The 19,191-nt window shown below is 46.3% G+C and carries 17 protein-coding genes and 1 tRNA gene; 10 read left to right on the forward strand and 8 right to left on the reverse strand.

The window, feature by feature from the left end:
• Positions 1–135 precede the first annotated feature (135 nt).
• The 5 genes from QT998_RS05430 (at position 136) to QT998_RS05450 (ending at position 4,412) form a co-directional block, all read left to right on the forward strand.
• Positions 136–2,376, forward strand: a complete 2,241-nt coding sequence (locus QT998_RS05430; protein WP_333115699.1) for a phosphoketolase — start codon at positions 136–138, stop codon at positions 2,374–2,376.
• Between the two features lie 79 nt (positions 2,377–2,455).
• Complete coding sequence (locus QT998_RS05435) at positions 2,456–3,052, forward strand: Uma2 family endonuclease (RefSeq protein ID WP_333115702.1); 597 nt, start codon at positions 2,456–2,458, stop codon at positions 3,050–3,052.
• Positions 3,053–3,153: 101 nt separating this feature from the next.
• Positions 3,154–3,774, forward strand: coding sequence for a Uma2 family endonuclease (locus tag QT998_RS05440; RefSeq protein ID WP_333091169.1), 621 nt, complete (start codon positions 3,154–3,156; stop codon positions 3,772–3,774).
• 78 nt (positions 3,775–3,852) lie between these two features.
• Positions 3,853–4,083, forward strand: coding sequence for a DUF433 domain-containing protein (locus QT998_RS05445; RefSeq protein ID WP_106148543.1), 231 nt, complete (start codon positions 3,853–3,855; stop codon positions 4,081–4,083).
• Positions 4,080–4,412, forward strand: coding sequence for a DUF5615 family PIN-like protein (locus QT998_RS05450; RefSeq protein WP_333115703.1), 333 nt, complete (start codon positions 4,080–4,082; stop codon positions 4,410–4,412). The genes QT998_RS05445 and QT998_RS05450 overlap by 4 nt, the downstream gene beginning before the upstream one ends.
• A gap of 409 nt (positions 4,413–4,821) precedes the next feature.
• On the opposite strand, the gene QT998_RS05455 is transcribed toward QT998_RS05450, so the two are convergent.
• Both QT998_RS05455 and QT998_RS05460 read right to left on the reverse strand, forming a co-directional pair.
• Positions 4,822–5,169, reverse strand: coding sequence for a hypothetical protein (locus QT998_RS05455; RefSeq protein WP_228049688.1), 348 nt, complete (start codon positions 5,167–5,169; stop codon positions 4,822–4,824).
• A gap of 54 nt (positions 5,170–5,223) precedes the next feature.
• Positions 5,224–5,814, reverse strand: coding sequence for an RNA polymerase subunit sigma-24 (locus tag QT998_RS05460; RefSeq protein ID WP_333115710.1), 591 nt, complete (start codon positions 5,812–5,814; stop codon positions 5,224–5,226).
• A 205-nt stretch (positions 5,815–6,019) separates the two neighbouring features.
• Here QT998_RS05460 and QT998_RS05465 point away from each other — a divergent pair, with 205 nt between their 5' ends.
• On the forward strand, positions 6,020–7,408 hold the full coding sequence (locus tag QT998_RS05465) for an NB-ARC domain-containing protein (protein WP_333115712.1): 1,389 nt from the start codon (positions 6,020–6,022) through the stop codon (positions 7,406–7,408).
• Positions 7,409–7,669: 261 nt separating this feature from the next.
• A complete protein-coding gene (locus QT998_RS05470; RefSeq protein ID WP_333091131.1) occupies positions 7,670–7,996 on the forward strand; it encodes a DUF433 domain-containing protein in 327 nt (108 codons plus the stop codon).
• 4 nt (positions 7,997–8,000) lie between these two features.
• Here the strand turns inward: QT998_RS05470 and QT998_RS05475 are convergent, their stop codons facing one another.
• Positions 8,001–8,636, reverse strand: coding sequence for a type I restriction endonuclease (locus QT998_RS05475; RefSeq protein ID WP_333115714.1), 636 nt, complete (start codon positions 8,634–8,636; stop codon positions 8,001–8,003).
• Between the two features lie 154 nt (positions 8,637–8,790).
• Between QT998_RS05475 and QT998_RS05480 the strand changes: the two genes are divergently transcribed.
• Entirely contained in the window at positions 8,791–9,387 is a 597-nt protein-coding gene (locus QT998_RS05480; RefSeq protein ID WP_333091135.1) for a Uma2 family endonuclease, read from the forward strand.
• Positions 9,388–9,593: 206 nt separating this feature from the next.
• Here QT998_RS05480 and fba read toward each other — a convergent pair whose 3' ends face one another.
• The 4 genes from fba to QT998_RS05500 all read right to left on the reverse strand — a co-directional run bounded on the left by fba (position 9,594) and on the right by QT998_RS05500 (position 14,079).
• Positions 9,594–10,673: a class II fructose-bisphosphate aldolase gene (gene fba / locus QT998_RS05485; protein ID WP_333091137.1), complete on the reverse strand. Its 1,080-nt coding sequence runs from the start codon at positions 10,671–10,673 to the stop codon at positions 9,594–9,596.
• 186 nt (positions 10,674–10,859) lie between these two features.
• A tRNA-Lys gene (locus QT998_RS05490) sits at positions 10,860–10,931 on the reverse strand.
• A gap of 67 nt (positions 10,932–10,998) precedes the next feature.
• Complete coding sequence (locus tag QT998_RS05495) at positions 10,999–11,898, reverse strand: aldose epimerase family protein (RefSeq protein ID WP_333115716.1); 900 nt, start codon at positions 11,896–11,898, stop codon at positions 10,999–11,001.
• Positions 11,899–11,964: 66 nt separating this feature from the next.
• A complete protein-coding gene (locus QT998_RS05500; protein ID WP_333091139.1) occupies positions 11,965–14,079 on the reverse strand; it encodes a CapA family protein in 2,115 nt (704 codons plus the stop codon).
• 1,296 nt (positions 14,080–15,375) lie between these two features.
• On the opposite strand from QT998_RS05500, the gene QT998_RS05505 reads away from it, so the two are divergent.
• Together QT998_RS05505 and QT998_RS05510 are read left to right on the forward strand one after the other, a co-directional pair.
• Positions 15,376–15,900: a hypothetical protein gene (locus QT998_RS05505; protein ID WP_333091140.1), complete on the forward strand. Its 525-nt coding sequence runs from the start codon at positions 15,376–15,378 to the stop codon at positions 15,898–15,900.
• Between the two features lie 406 nt (positions 15,901–16,306).
• Complete coding sequence (locus QT998_RS05510; protein ID WP_106148100.1) at positions 16,307–16,618, forward strand: DUF6679 family protein; 312 nt, start codon at positions 16,307–16,309, stop codon at positions 16,616–16,618.
• A 561-nt stretch (positions 16,619–17,179) separates the two neighbouring features.
• Here QT998_RS05510 and QT998_RS05515 read toward each other — a convergent pair.
• On the reverse strand, positions 17,180–18,814 hold the full coding sequence (locus QT998_RS05515) for an MBL fold metallo-hydrolase (protein WP_333115752.1): 1,635 nt from the start codon (positions 18,812–18,814) through the stop codon (positions 17,180–17,182).
• Positions 18,815–19,191 lie beyond the last annotated feature (377 nt).

Here is a 19,191-nt window from a genome sequence, read left to right on the forward strand (position 1 = left end):
GGGCGCACTCATCTAAAAATTTGAGATATTTGAATGATTTATAATTGGCAATAACAGAAATAGCGATATTTTGCAACAAATAAGTTATAAAATTACTGTTAAATTAATCTAATCCAAATTTTTCAGGTATCAAGCATGACTGCAACTACGTCGAAGGCAACGTCAGCCATCCCCAGTTTTTGCGAAGGAATCCAGTATTTCTCCGAAACAGTGCCGGGTTTTGAGACTTACGGGAAAGCACCCGCGATCGCCCAGGGGAGCAAGTCGATCGCCGATGCGGCAGATCCCGCCGCCGTCTTTCAAACAATGCTGGGAGCAGATGCCCTGCGCTACCTGACGCTGCAAGTCACCGCCAGCAAGGCATCGGGACATCCGGGGGGTTTTGCCAGCCAAGCCGAGGCTTATGCCGCGTTGGTGATGCTCGGACACAAGAACATTGTCACCGAAGTGGGGCACCACGCGCCGGGATTTTACAGTGCCATGTTTCTCGATCGATCTTTAGAAGATATGGGAATTGTCAACGTGCAGCAAGTGCGCGATAAATTCCGCGAAAAAGACGGTTTGTTAGGACATCTTTCCGGTTTCATTCCCGGTCTTTTAGCACCTGCTGGCCCCCTCGGACAAGGACAGCATTTTGCAATGGCGGGAGCGCTTTTGCATCCCGGAAAACTGTTTGCTTTCACAATGGGCGACGGCGGCATGGGCGAACCCTATCCAATGAGCAGCATGGGGCATTTCCACACTGCTTATCCCAAGGCTACTAACTTTTTACCAGTGTTAGTTTGGAACGGATATTCCCAAGAACATCACAGTATGGTTTCGACAAAAACTAATGCTGAAATGATTGCTTATTGGCAAGGAAACGGTTTTGAAGAAATTATCTTAGTTGATGCTAAGGAATTTGACGATAAAAATCAACCGGAAGCTTATGTTGACAGCACTGCTTTTTCACTCGAACAGCGGATGGCATTTACCAAAGCTGTTTTACAAGGAGTTGACAAAGCGGCAAAATCTGCTCTCGGCGGCAAATTGACTGTGTTTATTATCAAACAGTTGAAAGGTGCTGGCGTGCACGCATTGGGCGCAAAATCTCACAACCTTTATCCAAAAGATACCCTCGATGCTCCGCACATTATCAGCGCTTTAAAACAGCGCGCTTTGACTGCTGAGGCGTGGCAGTTGGTGCGGACAAATTGCGAGCGGGCGGGCGGTGGGCCTGCGGCGAAAACCGTTGTTACTGAGTTTACATTGCCACTGGCAGATTTGGGCGAATTGCCTTTAGAAGAATTTGCGGTGGGTGGAGAAGCGAAAATTTCGACAACTGCAATGGGACGTTTGGTGGGAACAGTCGGTGAGCGCGATCGCACTTTTCTTGTCACCAATGCTGACGGTAATGAAGCATCGGCAATTGCCAACATCAACCAAGCTCTGAAAATCATTCACCCGACGACGGATGACTTGTACAATCAATCGCCAAACGGTCAAGTTTACGAACCTTTGAGCGAAGATGCTTGCGCGGGTTTGGCTGTAGGTTTATCGCTATTCGGAGCGCGGAGTTTGTGGTGTTCCTACGAATCTTTTGCCATCAACGGTTTACCAATTTGGCAAACTGTCACCCAAGCAATGGCAGAATTGCGCCGTCCAACTCCGGCTGCTGTCACCTTATTTACAGCGGGTGCATTGGAGCAAGGCCGCAATGGTTGGACGCACCAACGCCCGGAAATTGAAGCTTATTTTGCGGCGATGATGCGTAACGGTAATGTGTTTCCTTTGTTTCCACCGGATGCTAACAGTATTCAAGCTTGTTACGATTGGGCTTTGAGTGCCAGAAATAAGGGTGTTGTGATTACTGCGAGCAAGTCTCCGCTGCCAATTCGCACTACTTTTGCACAGACTCGCCAAGGATTGCAAGACGGTGCAATTGTGCTGCACGAAATTGATTCTCCGCAAGCATCCCAAAATCAAGGGGGAAGTAAGAAAGTGGTGTTTGCTGTTGTGGGCGACATGACTTTAATGCCAGTGTTTGAAGCCGCAGCATTTTTGGAAACAGAAGGGATTGGAGTACGGATTGTTTCTGTTGTGAATCCGCGCCGCTTGTACCGTCCAAGCGATGTTGCTTGGGATACTTGTTCCGAAGCTGACGGCGGCTTTTTGAGCGATGAGAATTTTGCCAAAATGTTTGGTGGAGATGCCTTGATTGGCGTGACAGGCGGTGCTTCTGGGATGTTGGAGCCGGTGATGCTCCGCAGCAATTGCCCGCGTGATACTTTCGCTTGGAAGCGGGGGGAAACTACTGCTAGTGCGGGTCAGTTGATGGCGTTTAACGGGTTGACTGCTGAGGCGTTGACTAAAAGGGCGATCGAGCTAGTTCATTAAGTTAGAATGTGAAAGAATGCCCCTGCCTAGTTTTTACTGGGTAGGGGCTAGCAATATTTAAAATAGGATGGTGATAGCTGTGACTGCACAAGTTTTAGAAGAAGTAGTTACGCTTGGGGAACAGCGATTAATTCTGCCCGGTTATTATAGTTGGGAGCAATTTGAGGCTATAGAGTCTTTGATGGCAAACTCTTCTGGTTTGCGGATAACTTATCTTGATGGGTGGATCGAGTTTATGACATTGGGCGAAGCACATGAGGAGATAAAAAGTATTTTGGCTATATTTATAGCACTTTACTTTTTCGAGAAAGGGATTAACTTTATCCCTGTAGGAAGTGCTACTCGCAGGGATAAAACCAAAGATGTGTCATTTAAGCCTGATGAGTCTTATTATATAGGTGAAAAGAAAGAACATCCCGATTTAGCAGTAGAAGTGACAATTACTAGCGGTAGTACAAATAAACTAGCTAAATATCTGCGACTTCGCATTCCAGAAGTCTGGTTTTGGGAAAATAATCAGTTGGCTGTGTATGGGCTGCGCGAGAATGATTATGAGCTAATTTCCAGAAGTGATTTGTTGCCGGAATTGGATTTAGAATTGTTGGTGCGTTGTGTTTTAATGCCTTCAAGGATTGAGGCAAGGACGGAGTTTTTGAAGGGGATTGGGCCGCAGTAAGCTCGACTTTGTTCGCTAAGTTTTGAATGGGATTTCATGCTGTCCCTACCAGGGTTACACTAGATAAGGGCTAGCAATATTAAAATAAAATGGCTATACCTATGACACCACAAGTTTTAGAAGAAATAGTTACGCTTGCCGAACAGCGATTGATTCTCCCCGGTTATTATAGTTGGGAGCAATTTGAGGCGCTGGAATCTTTAATGGCAGATGCGCCTGGTTTGCGAATTATTTATCTTGATGGGTGGATCGAGTTTATGACATTGGGCGAAGCACATGAGACAATCAGTTGTATTCTTAATTTTTTGATACAACTCTACTTTTGTGAAAGGGAAATTGAATATATTCCTGTAGGAAGTGCAACTCGCAAAAATCGAGCCAAAGATGTCTCATTTGAGCCTGATGAGTCTTATTATATAGGTGAAACGAAAGAGCATCCCGATTTAGCAGTAGAAGTGACAATTACTAGCGGTAGTACAAATAAACTAGCTAAATATCTGCGACTTCGCATTCCAGAAGTCTGGTTTTGGGAAAATAATCAGTTGGCTGTGTATGGGCTGCGCGAGAATGATTATGAGCTAATTTCTAAAAGTGATTTGTTGCCGGAATTGGATTTAGAATTGTTGGTGCGTTGTGTTTTAATGCCTTCAAGGATTGAGGCAAGGACGGAGTTTATTCAGGGAATTCGGCATCAGGAGTTGAGAGAAGAGAGAAACAATTAATTTGTCTAGTGAGGCAGAAAACCAAAAGAATGGAAAATTAGGCTAAACTGGCTTTATAAATACCAAATTCCCTTTCCCATGAGCTATCGCAACATCATTACAATAGAACCAGGTAAGCGTGGTGGCCAGCCATGTATCAGACGAATGCGGATTACCGTGTACGATGTTTTGGGCTGGTTAGCTGCTGGTATGTCTCATGCAGAAATTTTAGATGACTTCCCAGAATTAACAGAGGAAGATATTAGAGCTTGTCTTGAATTTGCGGCCGATAGAGAACATCGTTTAATTGCCGTAGTAGGTGAAAGGTGAAATTACTGTTCGATCAAAACTTGAGCCGGAAGTTAGTGAATCGCTTGGCTGATATCTTCCCGGATGCTAGTCATATTCAGTTTCACGGGTTTACAGAAGCTATGGATAGCGAAATTTGGGATTTAGCTAAAATTCAAGGGTTTTGTATTGTTACTCAGGATGCTGATTTTGCAGAAAGAAGCCGTCTTTATGGTTCTCCGCCAAAGGTGATTTGGCTGCGGTGTGGCAATACACCTACCAGCAGTGTGGAAGCAATGCTTCGAGCTGGAGCAGACGCAATTCAAGAATTGAGCGATAGCGCTACTTTGGATTGTCTTGAGTTTTATTGACGAATAAACTTTTAAATTAAGTTAATTGCCAACCAATGGCGATCGCTCTTTCATTTTAGGCGATCGCTCATCAGAAACAAGAAATAGTGAAAGAAAGGGCGATCGCTCTTGATGCGTGATGGGGCGATCGCTAAACACTGATGAAGGTTAGGTTTTGTCCTTCAACCCAACCTACAAGCTTATGGGCGATCGCTCTTTCATTTTAGGCGATCGGTCATCAGAAAAAAGAAAGGGTGATCGCTCTTTATGTGTTATGGGGCGATCGCTCTCCGTGCAATCAGCGCACTTTGAAATGGTGGAAATGGATAAGATTGTAAGTAAAAAAAGAGGTTGGGTGACACCAGCGTCAACCCAACCTACAAAAAAAGACGATCGCACTAATGGAGAGCAGCAATCACACTTATTCCTTTTATACTAGGCGGACATATTCACGTAGTTGGGAACGTAGACCTTGAGTAATCATTGGAAAATTATTGATTTCTTGAATGATAGAGCTCTCAGATCTGCCACTCTTCTTGAGTTCCTGAACTACAGCCTTTGCTAAAGTCTCAACCCCAACCTTTGCAATCATGCTTGAAACGCCTGCAATCAAGGTGAGAGCAACTGCGCCACCAATCATCCCAAAAGGACCACCTAAAAAAGCTAACGAAGTTGTAATTGCTACGGCTCCTGCATAAGAAGAGGTTGCAACAAGCCCAACTAAGACTAAACCAGCAACTCCTAGACCAGCTAACTTATTGACTATCTCATCCATCATAATTAAATGTTCCGCTAAACTTCAGATTAATTAGACTTTCAAAGCCAAACTGAACTAACTATCTTTCCCTTTACCTCCAAACAGTTTATATATTCCGTATCCAATAGCAGCCGCCGCCGCAACAGGTGCAGCAGCAACTATGGCAGTACCAGCAATTGCACCTCCCCCGACAACGCCACCGATACCCGCAAGAGTGCCCATAATTGCAGCACCAGAAGCACCGCCAGCTACCGTTACAGCACCAGCACCAGCTAAACCCGCAACAGCCCCAATGTTTGTAGCTTTTCTTGCCACTGCACGAGCATGATTCTCTTCCTCAGACAAGTTCGATTGCTCTTTGAACAAAGTTTCATTCATTATTTTTGCCCCCAGATAAGCAGGGCCTGCTGCTAATACCGCAGGAGCCGCCGCCATACCACCACCAACCACACCACCTGCCGCAGCTAGACCCGAAGTAATTCCTGCTCCTGAAGTTGCTGCAACAGTCAACCCTGTTGCAGCACTGGCAGCCGCACCTACCGCAGCACCAGTTTCTGCAACCGCTTTGACTGTTTTGACTGTATTTCCATTAATTCCTATAGTTTTTTCAACAACATTTTCTACAACTTCTTCACCTGCTTTACTGGCAAAATCTTCCCAATTCATAAATCAATTTATCCTTTTAATACTTGTTCCATTATCCTTAATAAATTCAAGGTTTGTCTAGCCCAAAAAAGTTCTATTTTGTCGCCACTTCTCCCTCGCTTTTACTTTAAGTTTAATCTAACTTTGTACAATAATGTACGAAAATGTACGAAAATATTGGCAGTTGTGAGCTACAATACATAAAACTCTCGGATCTCCCTGCCAGATGAATCTTAAAGAAATGTTAAACCTCGCGGATAAGATAGTATTTGCTAAAACAGGTCAGCACCTTGACGATTTACAAGCAGCGGTACTGCGGGGAACTCTACAACGCGAGACATACAAAGAAATAGCGAAAGACTTTGACTGTTCTGAAAGTCGCATCAGGGAAATCGGATCGGAATTATGGCAGATACTTTCAGAGGAGTTAGGGGAAGATGTTAATAAAACAAATTTTAGATCGGCAATGGAGAGGTGGGAAGTTTCAATATATTCAAACGTTGCACAAGAAGAATCGGTGCAAATTAACAGCGTTAACATCTGTGGAGAAGCTAGATACCCGCCAAATATACCAAACTCAAACCCACCAAATCAGGAAACATCTAACTCAAAACAAACTAAAAGTATATATCAAGATTTAAGCGAAATGCCGGAGTTGGGTGATTTCTTCGATCGCACTCCCGAACACCAAACCCTCACCACCTGGATTCTACAACAACACAGCCGCCTCATCACCCTCACCGGCATCAGCGGCATCGGCAAAACATCCCTAGCAGTACAACTCGTACAACAAATCAAACACGAGTTTGAGTACGCAGCTTGGTACACCCTAGACGAATTCCCCACCATAGATAAATTTCAATCTAACCTAACACAGCTTTTTTCCAATTCACAAAAACAAGATTCCTCCCCAACCAACCAGAAACCATTACCGTTAATTAAGTATTTACAAAACCATCGCTGTTTAATAATATTAGATGACGTTCAAAACCTTTTTTGTAGCGGCGAATTGGCAGGAAAATATAAACCTGAATGCGAAGAATATCGCACTTTATTCAAACAAATAGAAAAATTATCCCATCAAAGCTGCTTGATGTTAATTGGTTGGGAACAACCCAGAGAAGTGACTCAAGTTAAAAACCAAAATACTTCCATTCGCACCTTACAACTCAAAGGTTTAGACATCGCAGCCGGACGGAAAATTCTGATAGATTATGGGTTAGCAGAAAGCGATAACATTGAAACACTCATTCATCGCTACCAAGGCAATCCCCTATGGTTAAAAAGCGTGGCGACTCTGATTCAAGAATTGGGAGGCTGCGTCAATCAGTTATTACCAAATGATACCATATTGTTGCCCGAAGATTTGAAAGATGTTTTACAGCAGCTATTTAGCCGCCTATCCGAACTAGAAAAACAAGTAATCTCCTTATTAGCCAAAGCAAGCGATGCAATTAACCTCACCCAATTGCTAGAAAATAGCCAAATTCCCGCCTCAGATTTGGTAAATGCGCTGCAATCTTTATCGCGTCGCTGCTTGATAGAACAACAAGCAAAATTTTACACTATTTCACCTGTATTGAGGCAATATGCTGCGATAAGACTCGGTGGTTGAAACCGGGCAACCACGGGGGGATTTCCCATACTTTTCAAAGAAAAAAAACGACGGGTTTGTGTAGGGGCGGTGCCCCCGTGCCCGCCCTCCGGGTTTCTTGATATTACGAATAAATACCAAAGAAACCGGGTTTTTCAGCGAGATTAAAGGCTTCGATGCAGTATTTTCTCCAAAAACCCGGTTTCGACGCACCCGTGCGATCGCAAACTAAATAGAATAAATTAGATAGAATAATCAGTAGTCGCAATTCCATTGTTTGCCATGACGCTGAAAGAATTAGAGCCTCAACTGCTGGCACTCTCTGACGACGAAAAAGCTCAAGTTGTTCAACTCCTATCTCAGGGCAAAATCACCCTGGGGCGCGGTATTGAAAAAACGCCTGATGTCTGTGGTGGCAGTGCCTGCATTGCAGGAACTCGCATCACCGTTTGGGGACTTGTCGAAGCTCGTCGCATTGGTTATAGTGAAGCCGATTTACTCACAAGCTATCTATCTCTCTCTGCTACTGATATTGCTAACGCTTGGGCCTATGCCGAAGCTTTTCCCGATGAAATTGAAACAGAAATTAGGGAAAACGATCGACATTAACTTATCAGCTAGTAATGCTTTGCCCTATATGCTTCAAGACTTGAAATGCCGATCGCAATTCACTACGCACAGTATAGATCGAAAATGCCCGCGATAACCCGTATTCGGGCGTAGGTTGAGCCATAAGTTTCACAAACAACACATCATCGCCATTCGTCAACATCCCAAATCTCGGTTTATCCAGATCGGGATTTGCCATCATGTATGCTAATGCTTGGGGTAATGCCGATCGCACCGAAATCGTAGTCTTCTTACACTCCAAAACCATTACCCAAAGCTGATTCTGCAAAATCAAAATATCAATGCGTCCGCGCAGGGTTTCTTCCCCATCATCGATCGCAATTTCGACCGCAGCCTCAGCCTTCATTCTAAACGGTGGATCGTAGAAACCCGCCAGTTCTAACAAAGGTGATGCCACCAGCAAAGTCACTGACCCTTCTAACAACTCTCCATCTGCTCTATGATATAGCAATCTGCGTCGTAGCGTATCCAAAGCAGGTTGTTCAGAATCGCTGGGATTTGGCAATTGGGCTAGCCACTCAGTAAAAAAAGCCTCATCCTCAGTTCTGCTCAAATTCAACCTTGATTCAGCCTCAGCAAGGCTTTTAATAGCATCTGTAACTGCAATAACCTTTGCCATGCGTTCACCTTTGATTCAAGCAGTTAATTTCCAACATTGATTAACTTCATTTTATAATAAAAAACTCAAACACGAGTGATTTTTTTTGATTTGGAGTCCCTATTTTTGTTATGCTAAGCAAGGGCTACTGATTTTTATTCGGAGCATTACGCCCATGATATTACAAGTTTCAGAACAAATAACAACTCTTCAAGAACAACGCTTTCTCTTACCCGGTTATTATACTTGGGAGCAGTTCGAGGCGCTAGAAAGCTTAATAAAAGATGCCCCAGGCTTGCGAATAACTTATTTAGATGGGTGTGTGGAGTTTATGACAACTGGTGAACCGCATGAAATTTTCAAAAAAATGCTAGCTATTTTGCTAGAAGCTTACTTTTTTGAAAAAGGTATTAAGTTTATTCCAGTTGGCAATGCAACTCGCAGGGACAAAACTCAAGATGTGTCATTTGAACCAGATGAGTCTTACTATTTAGGTGACAAAAAAGCACATCCAGATTTAGCAATAGAAGTCACTATTACCAGCGGTGGCATAGATAAACTAGAAAAATACAAGCGTTTGAAAATCGCTGAAGTCTGGTTTTGGGAAAATAATCAGCTTGTGCTTTATGGACTCCAGGAAAATAATTACGAGCAAATTTCCCGCAGTGAATTTTTGCCAGATTTAGATATTACTTTGCTAGTTCGTTGCGTGCAAATGTCTGATATTTTAGCAGCAAGGACTGAATTGATCGAGAGTATTCGCCAGCAGTAATAATGCTGGAGGTAACATCACCGACTGGGGCAACCGGGTGCGGGATTTCCCGTACAAAACGCGCTTGTGCAGACGCGAGTGCGTTCAAGACTGTTCTATGGAGTTTCTGTCCACCAACAAAAAAACAAAAACCGGGCAACTTCGCAGCTACCCGGCTATTCAAACTTTAGACTTCAGATAAATCTCAAATCTCAAACCTAAAATTCTTAAACAGCGACAGTCTTCTTAGTAGAAGAACTCAATTCGCCCTTAGCATACTTAGCTGCGAAATCGTCCAAAGAAACTTGCTTGATCTTTGTACCTTGACCGGCGCAACCAAAAGAGTTGTAACGATCGCTACAAACCTTCTGCATATACTTGATCGACGGCTTCAAGAAGTGGCGCGGATCGAATTCTTCGGGCTTAGCAAACAAAGCTTCGCGCACCGCAGCGGTAATCGCCAAACGGTTGTCAGTATCGATGTTGATCTTGCGAACACCGCACTTGATACCCTTTTGGATTTCTTCCACAGGTACGCCATAGGTTTCGCGGATTTTGCCGCCGTTGCTGTTGATGATTTCCAGCAATTCTTGGGGTACAGAAGAAGAACCGTGCATTACCAAGTGAGTATTCGGCAAGCGGCGGTGAATTTCTTCAATGCGGCTGATTGCCAAAATTTCGCCAGTCGGCTTGCGGGTGAATTTGTAAGCGCCGTGGGAAGTGCCGATCGCCACTGCGAGAGCATCAACGCCGGTTTGCTCGACGAAATTAACAGCTTCTTCGGGATCTGTGAGCAATTGATCGTGGGAAAGCGCACCTTCAAAGCCGTGGCCGTCTTCTGCTTCGCCCATTCCTGTTTCCAGAGAACCCAAGCAACCCAGTTCGCCTTCAACGCTAACGCCGATCGAATGAGCCACTTTCACAACTTCGCGAGTAACTTCAACGTTGTACTCGTAGCTGGCGGGAGTTTTAGCATCCGCTTCCAGAGAACCGTCCATCATCACGCTGGTGAAACCTTGGCGCATGGCAGAATAGCAAGTGCCGGGGGCATTGCCGTGGTCTTGGTGCATTGTAATGGGAATGTGAGGATAGGTTTCAACTGCCGCCAAAATCAAATGGCGCAGGAAATTTTCCCCAGCGTAGGAGCGAGCGCCGCGAGAAGCTTGCAAGATCACAGGGCTGTTGGTTTCGTCAGCAGCGCGCATGATGGCTTGGATTTGCTCCATGTTGTTGACGTTGTAAGCCGGTAGGCCGTAACCGTTTTCAGCCGCGTGGTCGAGCAGCAGTCGCATAGGTACAAGCGCCATAGATATTCCTCCTAGTTATTTGTGTTTCTGGGCCGTGAATTTTAGACAAGCTCAATTCTTACGATAATCTTAAGACAATTTGTAGCCGATCGCGCATTATCTTTCCAAATTTCTACTTAAAAGCTCAAAAAACAAAATTTCGAGCTCCGAGCATTCAACTCGAAACTCAAAATTCTAGATTTTTAATGGGTCGCCCGGGATTTGAACCCGAGACCAATCGGTTAAAAGCCGAATGCTCTACCGCTGAGCTAGCGACCCGTGTAAACGTTATTACCGCAGACAATTTCTAACAGTAGCACCCATCATTTCAAATAGCAAGTGTTTTTTAGAAAAAAGTTGCAGTCATCCGCACGATCGTCTCACAAGTCGCTCCCGGCTGCAAATAAATCAAGTGTTCGCCAGTGTTTAGAGCATTTCCAGGAGCAGTCCAAGGTTCCAGACAGTAAAAATCCTTGCCCTCGATCATCCAGAAGATCAACTTCCCATAGCTGGAATTGTAACTGAGGGTGAGCCGCAAGCCCCGCGCCGCGTCAGTAACAATAGCAGCAAGACCCGTGAGTTCATCAAAGGAAATATCTATTTCATCCAGTGTCGGGTCAAAAACCCCCGTGAAATAACCCTTAGAGTGGGTATTCCGATCTCTGTACTGCATCCCCGGAATCTGAAAGCGCAGATTTGTCTTGTCGGGAGCGAAAAAGTAAGGGTGCAAGCCGCTAGAAAAGGGCATGGGCTCGACACCAAGATTGGTGTATTCCTGCACAATTTCCAAAGAATTGCCTTTAATTTGATAAGTAAAAGCTAGCTGGAAATCAAACGGATAAACAGCTTGAGTCTTCTCGTCGCTTTTAAGCACTAGGGTAAGAGCCGCGCAACCCTCCGTGACTTGTTCCGTCGCCGTCCAAGGCAAATCGCGAGCAAAGCCGTGTCGTTCGAGCTGGCGCGAGACTCCTTTGTAGGTGTAGGTCTGGTCGGCGAGATTGCCGCAGATGGGAAACAAGATGGGAATCCCGCCGCGTACAGTTTGATCGGGATTGGCGAACCGTTCCGCGTCCAAGTACAACATTTCTTTGCCTTCAACCAGCCAGCTAGTGGCAATACCGCCCCGTTCCGGCACAACTTCTAGAGTAGAGTTAGCGGTTTCGTCGGAGAGGATATAGGTTTTATACTGCTTTTGCTTCAGCGCGATCGCAAACACATTTGTCATCAGTAGTAGGTCGTCGATCATTGGTTCTTAGTAAATCGGTCGTAATTGGTCGCTGCTAGTTGATTTTTGCCCATTACCGCCCCTTTTTTACCCCTGTGCATCATAGATCCGACTTTCATAGGCCGTCCCCATCCTCGCAGTTATTATAGGAGGCAGCGCGATCGGCTGCTTAGACCTATCTCTGCTGGTGTCTGGAATGTTCCTGCGTGTCTGCTGCTCTTTGACCTCGACTTTGAAAGATAGAGCCCGAGGCGGGGGAAGATAGCTTTGGGGACTCATCGCCCCTCCTTGACTCCCAGATAGGGGCGCAATAAACGGTTCTTTGATGAATGGCTCTTTGGTAAACGGATCTGCTTCCCGGTTAGGATTTTGAGGTTGAGTGTGGTAGATGCGCGGCGGCAAATCTTGATTTTGAGGCGGGCTTGACTCAATTGCAGGCCCAGCGCCGTTCTGAAATAATGAGGAGTTGTCCGGCTGTTTGGGCGCTGCAGGCAAAGCTGGCAAAATCGGAGTAGGTTTGGATGGTGCTGAGTCTGGCAGATTGCTTTCACCTGGTGTTTTGGGCGAATTCAGCCCTGGCCCGTCGATACCGCTCTTGGCTGGGGACAATGGATAGTTTGGAGTTTTTGGTGTGATTCCTGAGTTAATTGTGGCATCTAGAACTACAGAAGATCGCATTGGGCGATCGAAAATACTAGAAATTTGTTCGACGTGTTTGAGAATCCGATCGCCCGCCGCCCCATTCACCACCTTCGGCTGAAACTTTTTCACCTCCACAGGCAGAAATTCTACCTTCATATTCCTGTCTTTGAGCGATACTTTCAGGACTGCAGTATCGTAATCGCTGCGAGCATTCGCGCCGAATATAAAATCACCCAGCGAGTAAACAATTGGGCGGCCTTTGTACACTTCTGCACCTTGGAGGACGTGGGGGTGGTGTCCCACTACCAAATCTGCTCCTTGGTCGATCGTAAACCGAGCCAAATCAATTTGCCAATCTCCCGGATAATCTGCCAACTCAACTCCCCAGTGGTAATTAACAATAATCCAGTCTACCTGACCCCTGAGAGCTCGAATATCCTCTGCCACGCGATTGTTGCGGCGGGGATTAGTACCAGCTTTCCCTTGGTCGGCAGAGTTAAGGTCGGTATCATAATAACTGAGGTAAGCGATCCGCTGACCCTTCACCTCAATAATATCTGGACGCCTAGCTTCTTTAATATTTTTACCGGCTCCCAGATGCCCAATTCCAGCATTATTTAGAGTATTTATAGTCTCCACCAGCCCCGGTTCCTCGTAATCCATAGCGTGGCTGTTTGCCAGATTGACAAGATCCACTCCTCCCGCTGTTAATATTTTCACCAATTCTGGATCGGCTTTAAAATTTAATTGTTTTTTATTCTTGGTCAAGGTAGAGGTAGTCAGGGGATTTTCTAGATTAACCATCGACACATCTGCTTGCCGGTACTCGTCCATATTGGCAAAAGCCCAATCATAATTGTTACCGGCAGATGCTCCGATCGCATCCGATAGATTCACATTTCCCCCGAACATCAGCGTTACGGTGGGATCGTAGGGATTAGCAACCTGCTTTTGTTGCACTACTGGTACTACTTCCAAAGCCGCTTGCACCGAATCTGGACGTTTGGGAGGCGGCCCCGAAATTAGCCCAGCTTGCTGGTACGGCGAGACTGGAGATACTAACCGCACGGCCAGAGCCTCGTGGTAGCTCACCCAGCACCCTAAAATAAATGAAGCAAGTGCCGATCCCACTAGCAGCAGAGAACGATACGTTTTAAATTTAACCCAATCTATGACGAATAGGGAACGATCGCGCCGCTGCCGCCGATTTGCCGGAGTCACAATTCGCACCGACTGTTTCCAGAGAATCTCTGGTTCTCCCGCCAACCGCGCGTGAATTCGCACCCCTTCTACTGCTGGGGAATTGAGTCTCCAGACTTGGTGACAAATAAATTTGACTAAGCTTTCCCGGAGAGTGCTCCCCAGTAATGTAGTATCCGGCGCAAATTCCCGCTGGAATTCTACTAAGATTTGGACGCAGCCGGCTTGAGCTTGTTCGACGCGAGCATAAATCCCTTCGGGTCTGAGCAAGCTGTCAATCCAGTAATTCAGGGCTTGAAAGTTACCCGATCGCGCTAGTTCCAACATAGACGGCTGCGACCAATTTTCTGCATATACCATAAATTATCCTCCTTAACACATCGATCACTTTAATTTGTTGTCAACTAACAGCCACCGCCGGCCGAGTACCGCTGCATGGTGGGGGCGCAGCATCTGAATTCCACCGCAACTTCAAAAACCTCGAAAGGATTGCTGCTTTGGCTTCAGTGTCGGACACATTAGGGGAGTGCTGAGAATATCCTCGTACCCCTCGAAATCTTCCCGGACAAGCAGCTTTATATATATTGCAATATTTCTGCTTCCGGCGCGATCGGCATCAAGTTCAAACCCCCGACATTCACAGCGAAAAATTAGCTTTTTCTGCGGTCGCTCGGTCTCAGAGGTCTGCCCAGAATCCGAGCAACTAAAGCGAGGTATAGCCGAGTCTCAGAAAGATGATGTACTATGCGGCATAGGGCATAGGCCAAACCGGGCATAGGGCATACCTCACAATGCTTGATCACCGCTATATGATGCACCTAAATTTAGCTATTTAGCCAATAAACGCAGCCTTACAGCAGACATAAATGGGTAACTATAGCAACAACTATTTAGCTACTTCTTGATTAAATTTTTGCTTTTTGTTGTTCGTATTTTTGCTAATACGATTTAAATTTATCCGGTGTCTTGGCCATATATTTGAGTTTAATTAAACCATTAACATTAGCAATATTAATCGCTATCTGGTGTTTGCATCAGCAATAAATCGTCTTTTCCGTCCCGACGATACGATTAAGATTCGCGAAGCCGAACGGTTATCTTTACGCTGAAAGGACTGTTTGGCTTGTTGATAAAGTTTAGCTTTGTGCAGTGCCACCTTGACCGAAGAGAAACTAGACTTGTTTGGCAAATCTGTTTCGAGGCAAAGATATCTCAAACCCGCGTCCACACCATAAATTCTAGTGATATTTAGTGGAGCGAGAGCAGGCATTTTAAGCTGTAGATTTACCATCAATTAATCAGTCTTCGAGAATTTCCGACAGACAATCTTCGCAGCACCGATATCCTTGCACTAAGCAATCAGATAGATGTGCTGGTTGTAGCCGTCGGGAGGACAATTCGACCATCTAGCGTGTGAATACTGACTTGACGCTCGGTTTTAAAGTCGCAGTCACGCTGGTAGTTGAGCGTGCAAGTCCCGGAGGTGTACTTTGGAGCTTTGTCGAGCCCCTGGTATCGCCCTTTGGTATGCCGGTTCTCGATCGGTTCGCCTCTAATCGCTAAGGGGCTTTCCTATTTTGCTTAACTTTACTCTACAGCGTCTTAAAGTCGCGGCCACTTGTTCGATCGCAATTTCTTCCCACAGTCCGAACTGTTTTGAAGTCGCGGTCTGAAACTGTTGATTTTCCGTTGGTGATTGGATTGCCCGATCGCCCGAAAATCCTTATTATCAGGTGGGATATCAACAGCTCGATCGCAGAATTATACTATGTAAAAGCGGTCTGTGCAATCATCGCAGAGCATTTGTGCGCTGCCTCAAGCACCGCGACAGGGAGATCGAGTCACGAAGAGTTTTATCATGTCGGCTCGATTGAGCGCAGTAAGATTCGATCGCGCGTGCGGAATGCAGGTATTGCAGAACTGAGCGGACGGTCATCCGCAATAAGTAGTAAGACACAATTAATTACACAAAACTCTGGGCTACAAGCCTTGTCTAGTAAAGAATCAGCAAAAAATCAGTGTGTAATTAATTCTGTCCAATTACTTACGAACTGTGTTTATTCTCGCTTGCTTGGTGTCTCTGAGGGTTCGATCGCTCCCTCAAATCCTGATTCTGGGATGTATTGTGGCAAATGCGTCTGGCGAGAGATGTCGGTGGCTGCAAAATCTGCGATCGGATAAATGGCGTACTAGATAGATTTAGTGGTAAAATCAAATTTAGTAACACCCATCGGTGTTGAAGTTTCAAAAAAACGTGAAACTGGCTCGTCAATATGGCTGCCTTCCGATGTCAAACCCAAAGTACGTTACGGAACAATTGGCATAGGAGTCCAGTCCTTATAGGACGGCTTTCATGATAAGTTACGTATTGTTGATTAGCCAGATGTCACAATCCGGTCTCAACTCTATAAATCCCAAAAATCTCAAATAGGTTGGGGCATCAACTATCGGAATAGGCAATGTCAGGCAAGCTGTGCTTGCTGAAAGCTATTTGAAATCCAGAATCCCTATGCCTTGAGGTTGGGGATTATGTCAATGTAAACAGGCAATCTTTTTAAGCAAATACACTGCGCAGGAGAACTGACAAATGCTACAGCGCAAAATCTATCAACTCTGTTGTGATGGTCGTGAGGTTTCTATTTTTCTTCGAGATCAGCAACGTTGGATAGAGCGCGCTCGTATCCTAGATATTGAAGGGGATCTAGTCACGCTGCGCTACGAAACCGACGAAGAAGATGAAATTAGCTCCTGGGAAGAAATGGTGCGTCTAGAAAGTATTGGAGCTGTATCCCAGAAGTTGGCTTCGGTGTCGAGAACTAACTGCGAACCCCTAGTTTCTGACGATTGTCCCGAAGCGGAACAAATTCGCAATCATTACCCCGACTCGAATTTAGATTAGTTTTGAGCTCGTGCTTGAATCAAAAATAAGATTTGGGGGAAAATCAAACGATTTTTCTCCCTTTTTTCTGGAAGAATTACCAAAAAATTGGGTTTAAGCAGAATATTTCTTGCCTCAGTTTTTTTGATAAAATTTTGGGGACGCTGCGGGGATCAACGTATCACAAGAAAAAAAAGATTTTTGTGGGACGGACAGGGGAGCATCTGGGGCTTTGTAAAAAGCATTTTTTGATGATAGTGCTGTCCCCGCTCTCGTATTGTACTCGCGATCGGGGACAGCACTATCAATACAAAACACAGATGCTCCCACGGACACGGCGCTAGCCTGTCTTAAGCTGTTGTGCATTTAAATTGTATATTTCGAGGATCGATCAAAAATCTTCTCCCCCTCTCCCCCTCTCCCACTCTCCCACTCTCCCACTCTCCCCCTCAATCACCACAGACAATTGGGATGCACAACAGCTTAGCTAGAGCTTGCAACTCAAGTATCTTGATTAATGCAAAACAGAGAAGCTCTCCTTTGTTTGTCTTGGTGCGGGCTGGTTTTAATGTGCCCGACAGTTTAATCGCCTTCTGTTTCCGCATCTAGGAAAAGTTCTGACTCCGATATCGATTCAAACACCGGACAGTAACCGTCGGGAGTAACTTTAAAGCCAAACAAAGGACTGGACTGGTTCCAACAGCGCTGGCCGCGGTAGTGCTGGCAATTGCCGCAGCATTCGAGGTTGGTGGCAACGGGGCTGCCTTGAAAAAGCAGTTCCCGCTGGGAAATGCCGCGCAGTACAAGTTCTTCGCCTTGCCAGCGGGCTTCTACTAAACCGGTATCGGCAAAGTTGGCCCACCGAGGATCGGCTGTTATCGGACTCGGCAAGCTAATTGCTACCTCTGTGCCTAATTCGCTGAGTTCTCCTTCATAGTTAGTTTCGGGGATCGCGGGCTGCAAAAACATTTCCCCGATCGGCAATTCAACGATCGTACCCGTCGCCGGAGTGTGCAACTGATAGCGGTTGCGGAGCTCCTCTAAGTTAGACAAATCAGCCAAATAGGCGGGGGAACCATGCACAAAAATTACGTGCTGGGGACGCAAGTTGTGGATGAGTTGGGTAGTCCCCGGGCCGTCGCAGTGTTCGGCTAGCAAATAAGTTTCGAGGCTTCTGACTCCTGATTCTGCCCAGTTAGGCAGCCAGTCCCGGAGCGGATATCCGGGTTTTTGAGGTGCGAGCAAAATCCAAGGATTTGTCTGATCGGCAACATACAAATTCAAATCAGCAATGCGGTCAGTAATCACAATACAAGGTGTAGAACCCAATCCGGCGCGCCCTTCGGCCGACAGTCGGCGGACGCGGGGTTTCACCCTGTCGTCCCAAAATAAAGGTTGGTGCAGAGCAAAATTTTGGACAGCCGTGGGAAATTGGGGCAGCAGTTCCAGATAAGCGTCGCAGCCGTCGGCGACGGTGCCGTCTACCCAAATATCCAAGTCGCGACCGGTGAAATAGTGGTGGCTGCGGAGCAGCATCAGCAGTTCTTGACCCAAACCGATCGCCGGTGAGGGCAGGAGTACCGAGTACCCGTCGCCGATCGCCCGGTGGATGCGATCGGCTAATTGATTTTCCAGTTGTCGGCGGTGAGGGTGGCGCGCCGTGCCGTAACTGCCTTCCAAAATTAACACGTCCGGCTTCATGCCTCGGAGTTCTCCCAGCGGCAAACCTTCCACCAAACGAGAATTGGACAGGAAAAAGTCGCCCGTGTAAACGAGGGTGTAGGTGCGGTGGGGGGCTGTATAGGTCAGCAGTACAGTGGCCGCTCCGGGCAAATGGCCCGACGGGAACAACTGCACGGTCAGCCCAGGCCGCAGTTCGATCGACGACTGCCAGGGCAGTCCCTGACAGAACCTGGACTCCGGCTGCTGAGATTGTTCCGGCCAGTTGAGCGGTAGCAGTCGCGCTGTGACTTCGCTGGCGTAAATTGGCAAGTGCGGGAAAGACTTGTGAAGTGCTAGCAAACCTCTGGCGTGGTCGGAGTGGGCGTGGGTGCACACCACAAAATCGGCTGGGAGTGATCGATCTAGTTTCGCTGACAGGGGCGAGACATCCTGTACACCGCAGTCAAGTAAAATGCGGTGGGGCCCCATGCGGACTAGCAAACAGACGCCTTCCTGTGCGTGGCCTGCGCCGTAAGGTAAACAATCGAGATCCATCACTGGGTTTAGTCCCCTGTTTTGCGCGCAATTTGCAGTATCGCGAGATCTAAAATATGGGCTGCGACTGCATTCATTTTGATCGAGTTCAGTTACCGACGCGCGATCGACCAGCTTTGACAAACTAAAAGACTTTGTTGCCACCACGGCTCCCGACAAACAAAACGGTCGCTCCTACGTTGTCGGCGAAGATCCTAGAGTTTAATCTGGGTTCGAAGGCTCCGGCTCCCGTGCAAGGAAAGTAATAGAACTTTAAGAGTTGATGCAGCGCCAAGAAAGCGATTTTCCGAAGGCAGCGACCTTGGGTTTTTGCCTTTCGACAAACTTAATGCTACTGGTTCCGGGCATCAACAGTTAAATTTTATTGCACCTTGTAA

This window comes from Microcoleus sp. S1D4, assembly GCF_036700765.1.
GTDB lineage: Bacteria > Cyanobacteriota > Cyanobacteriia > Cyanobacteriales > Microcoleaceae > Microcoleus.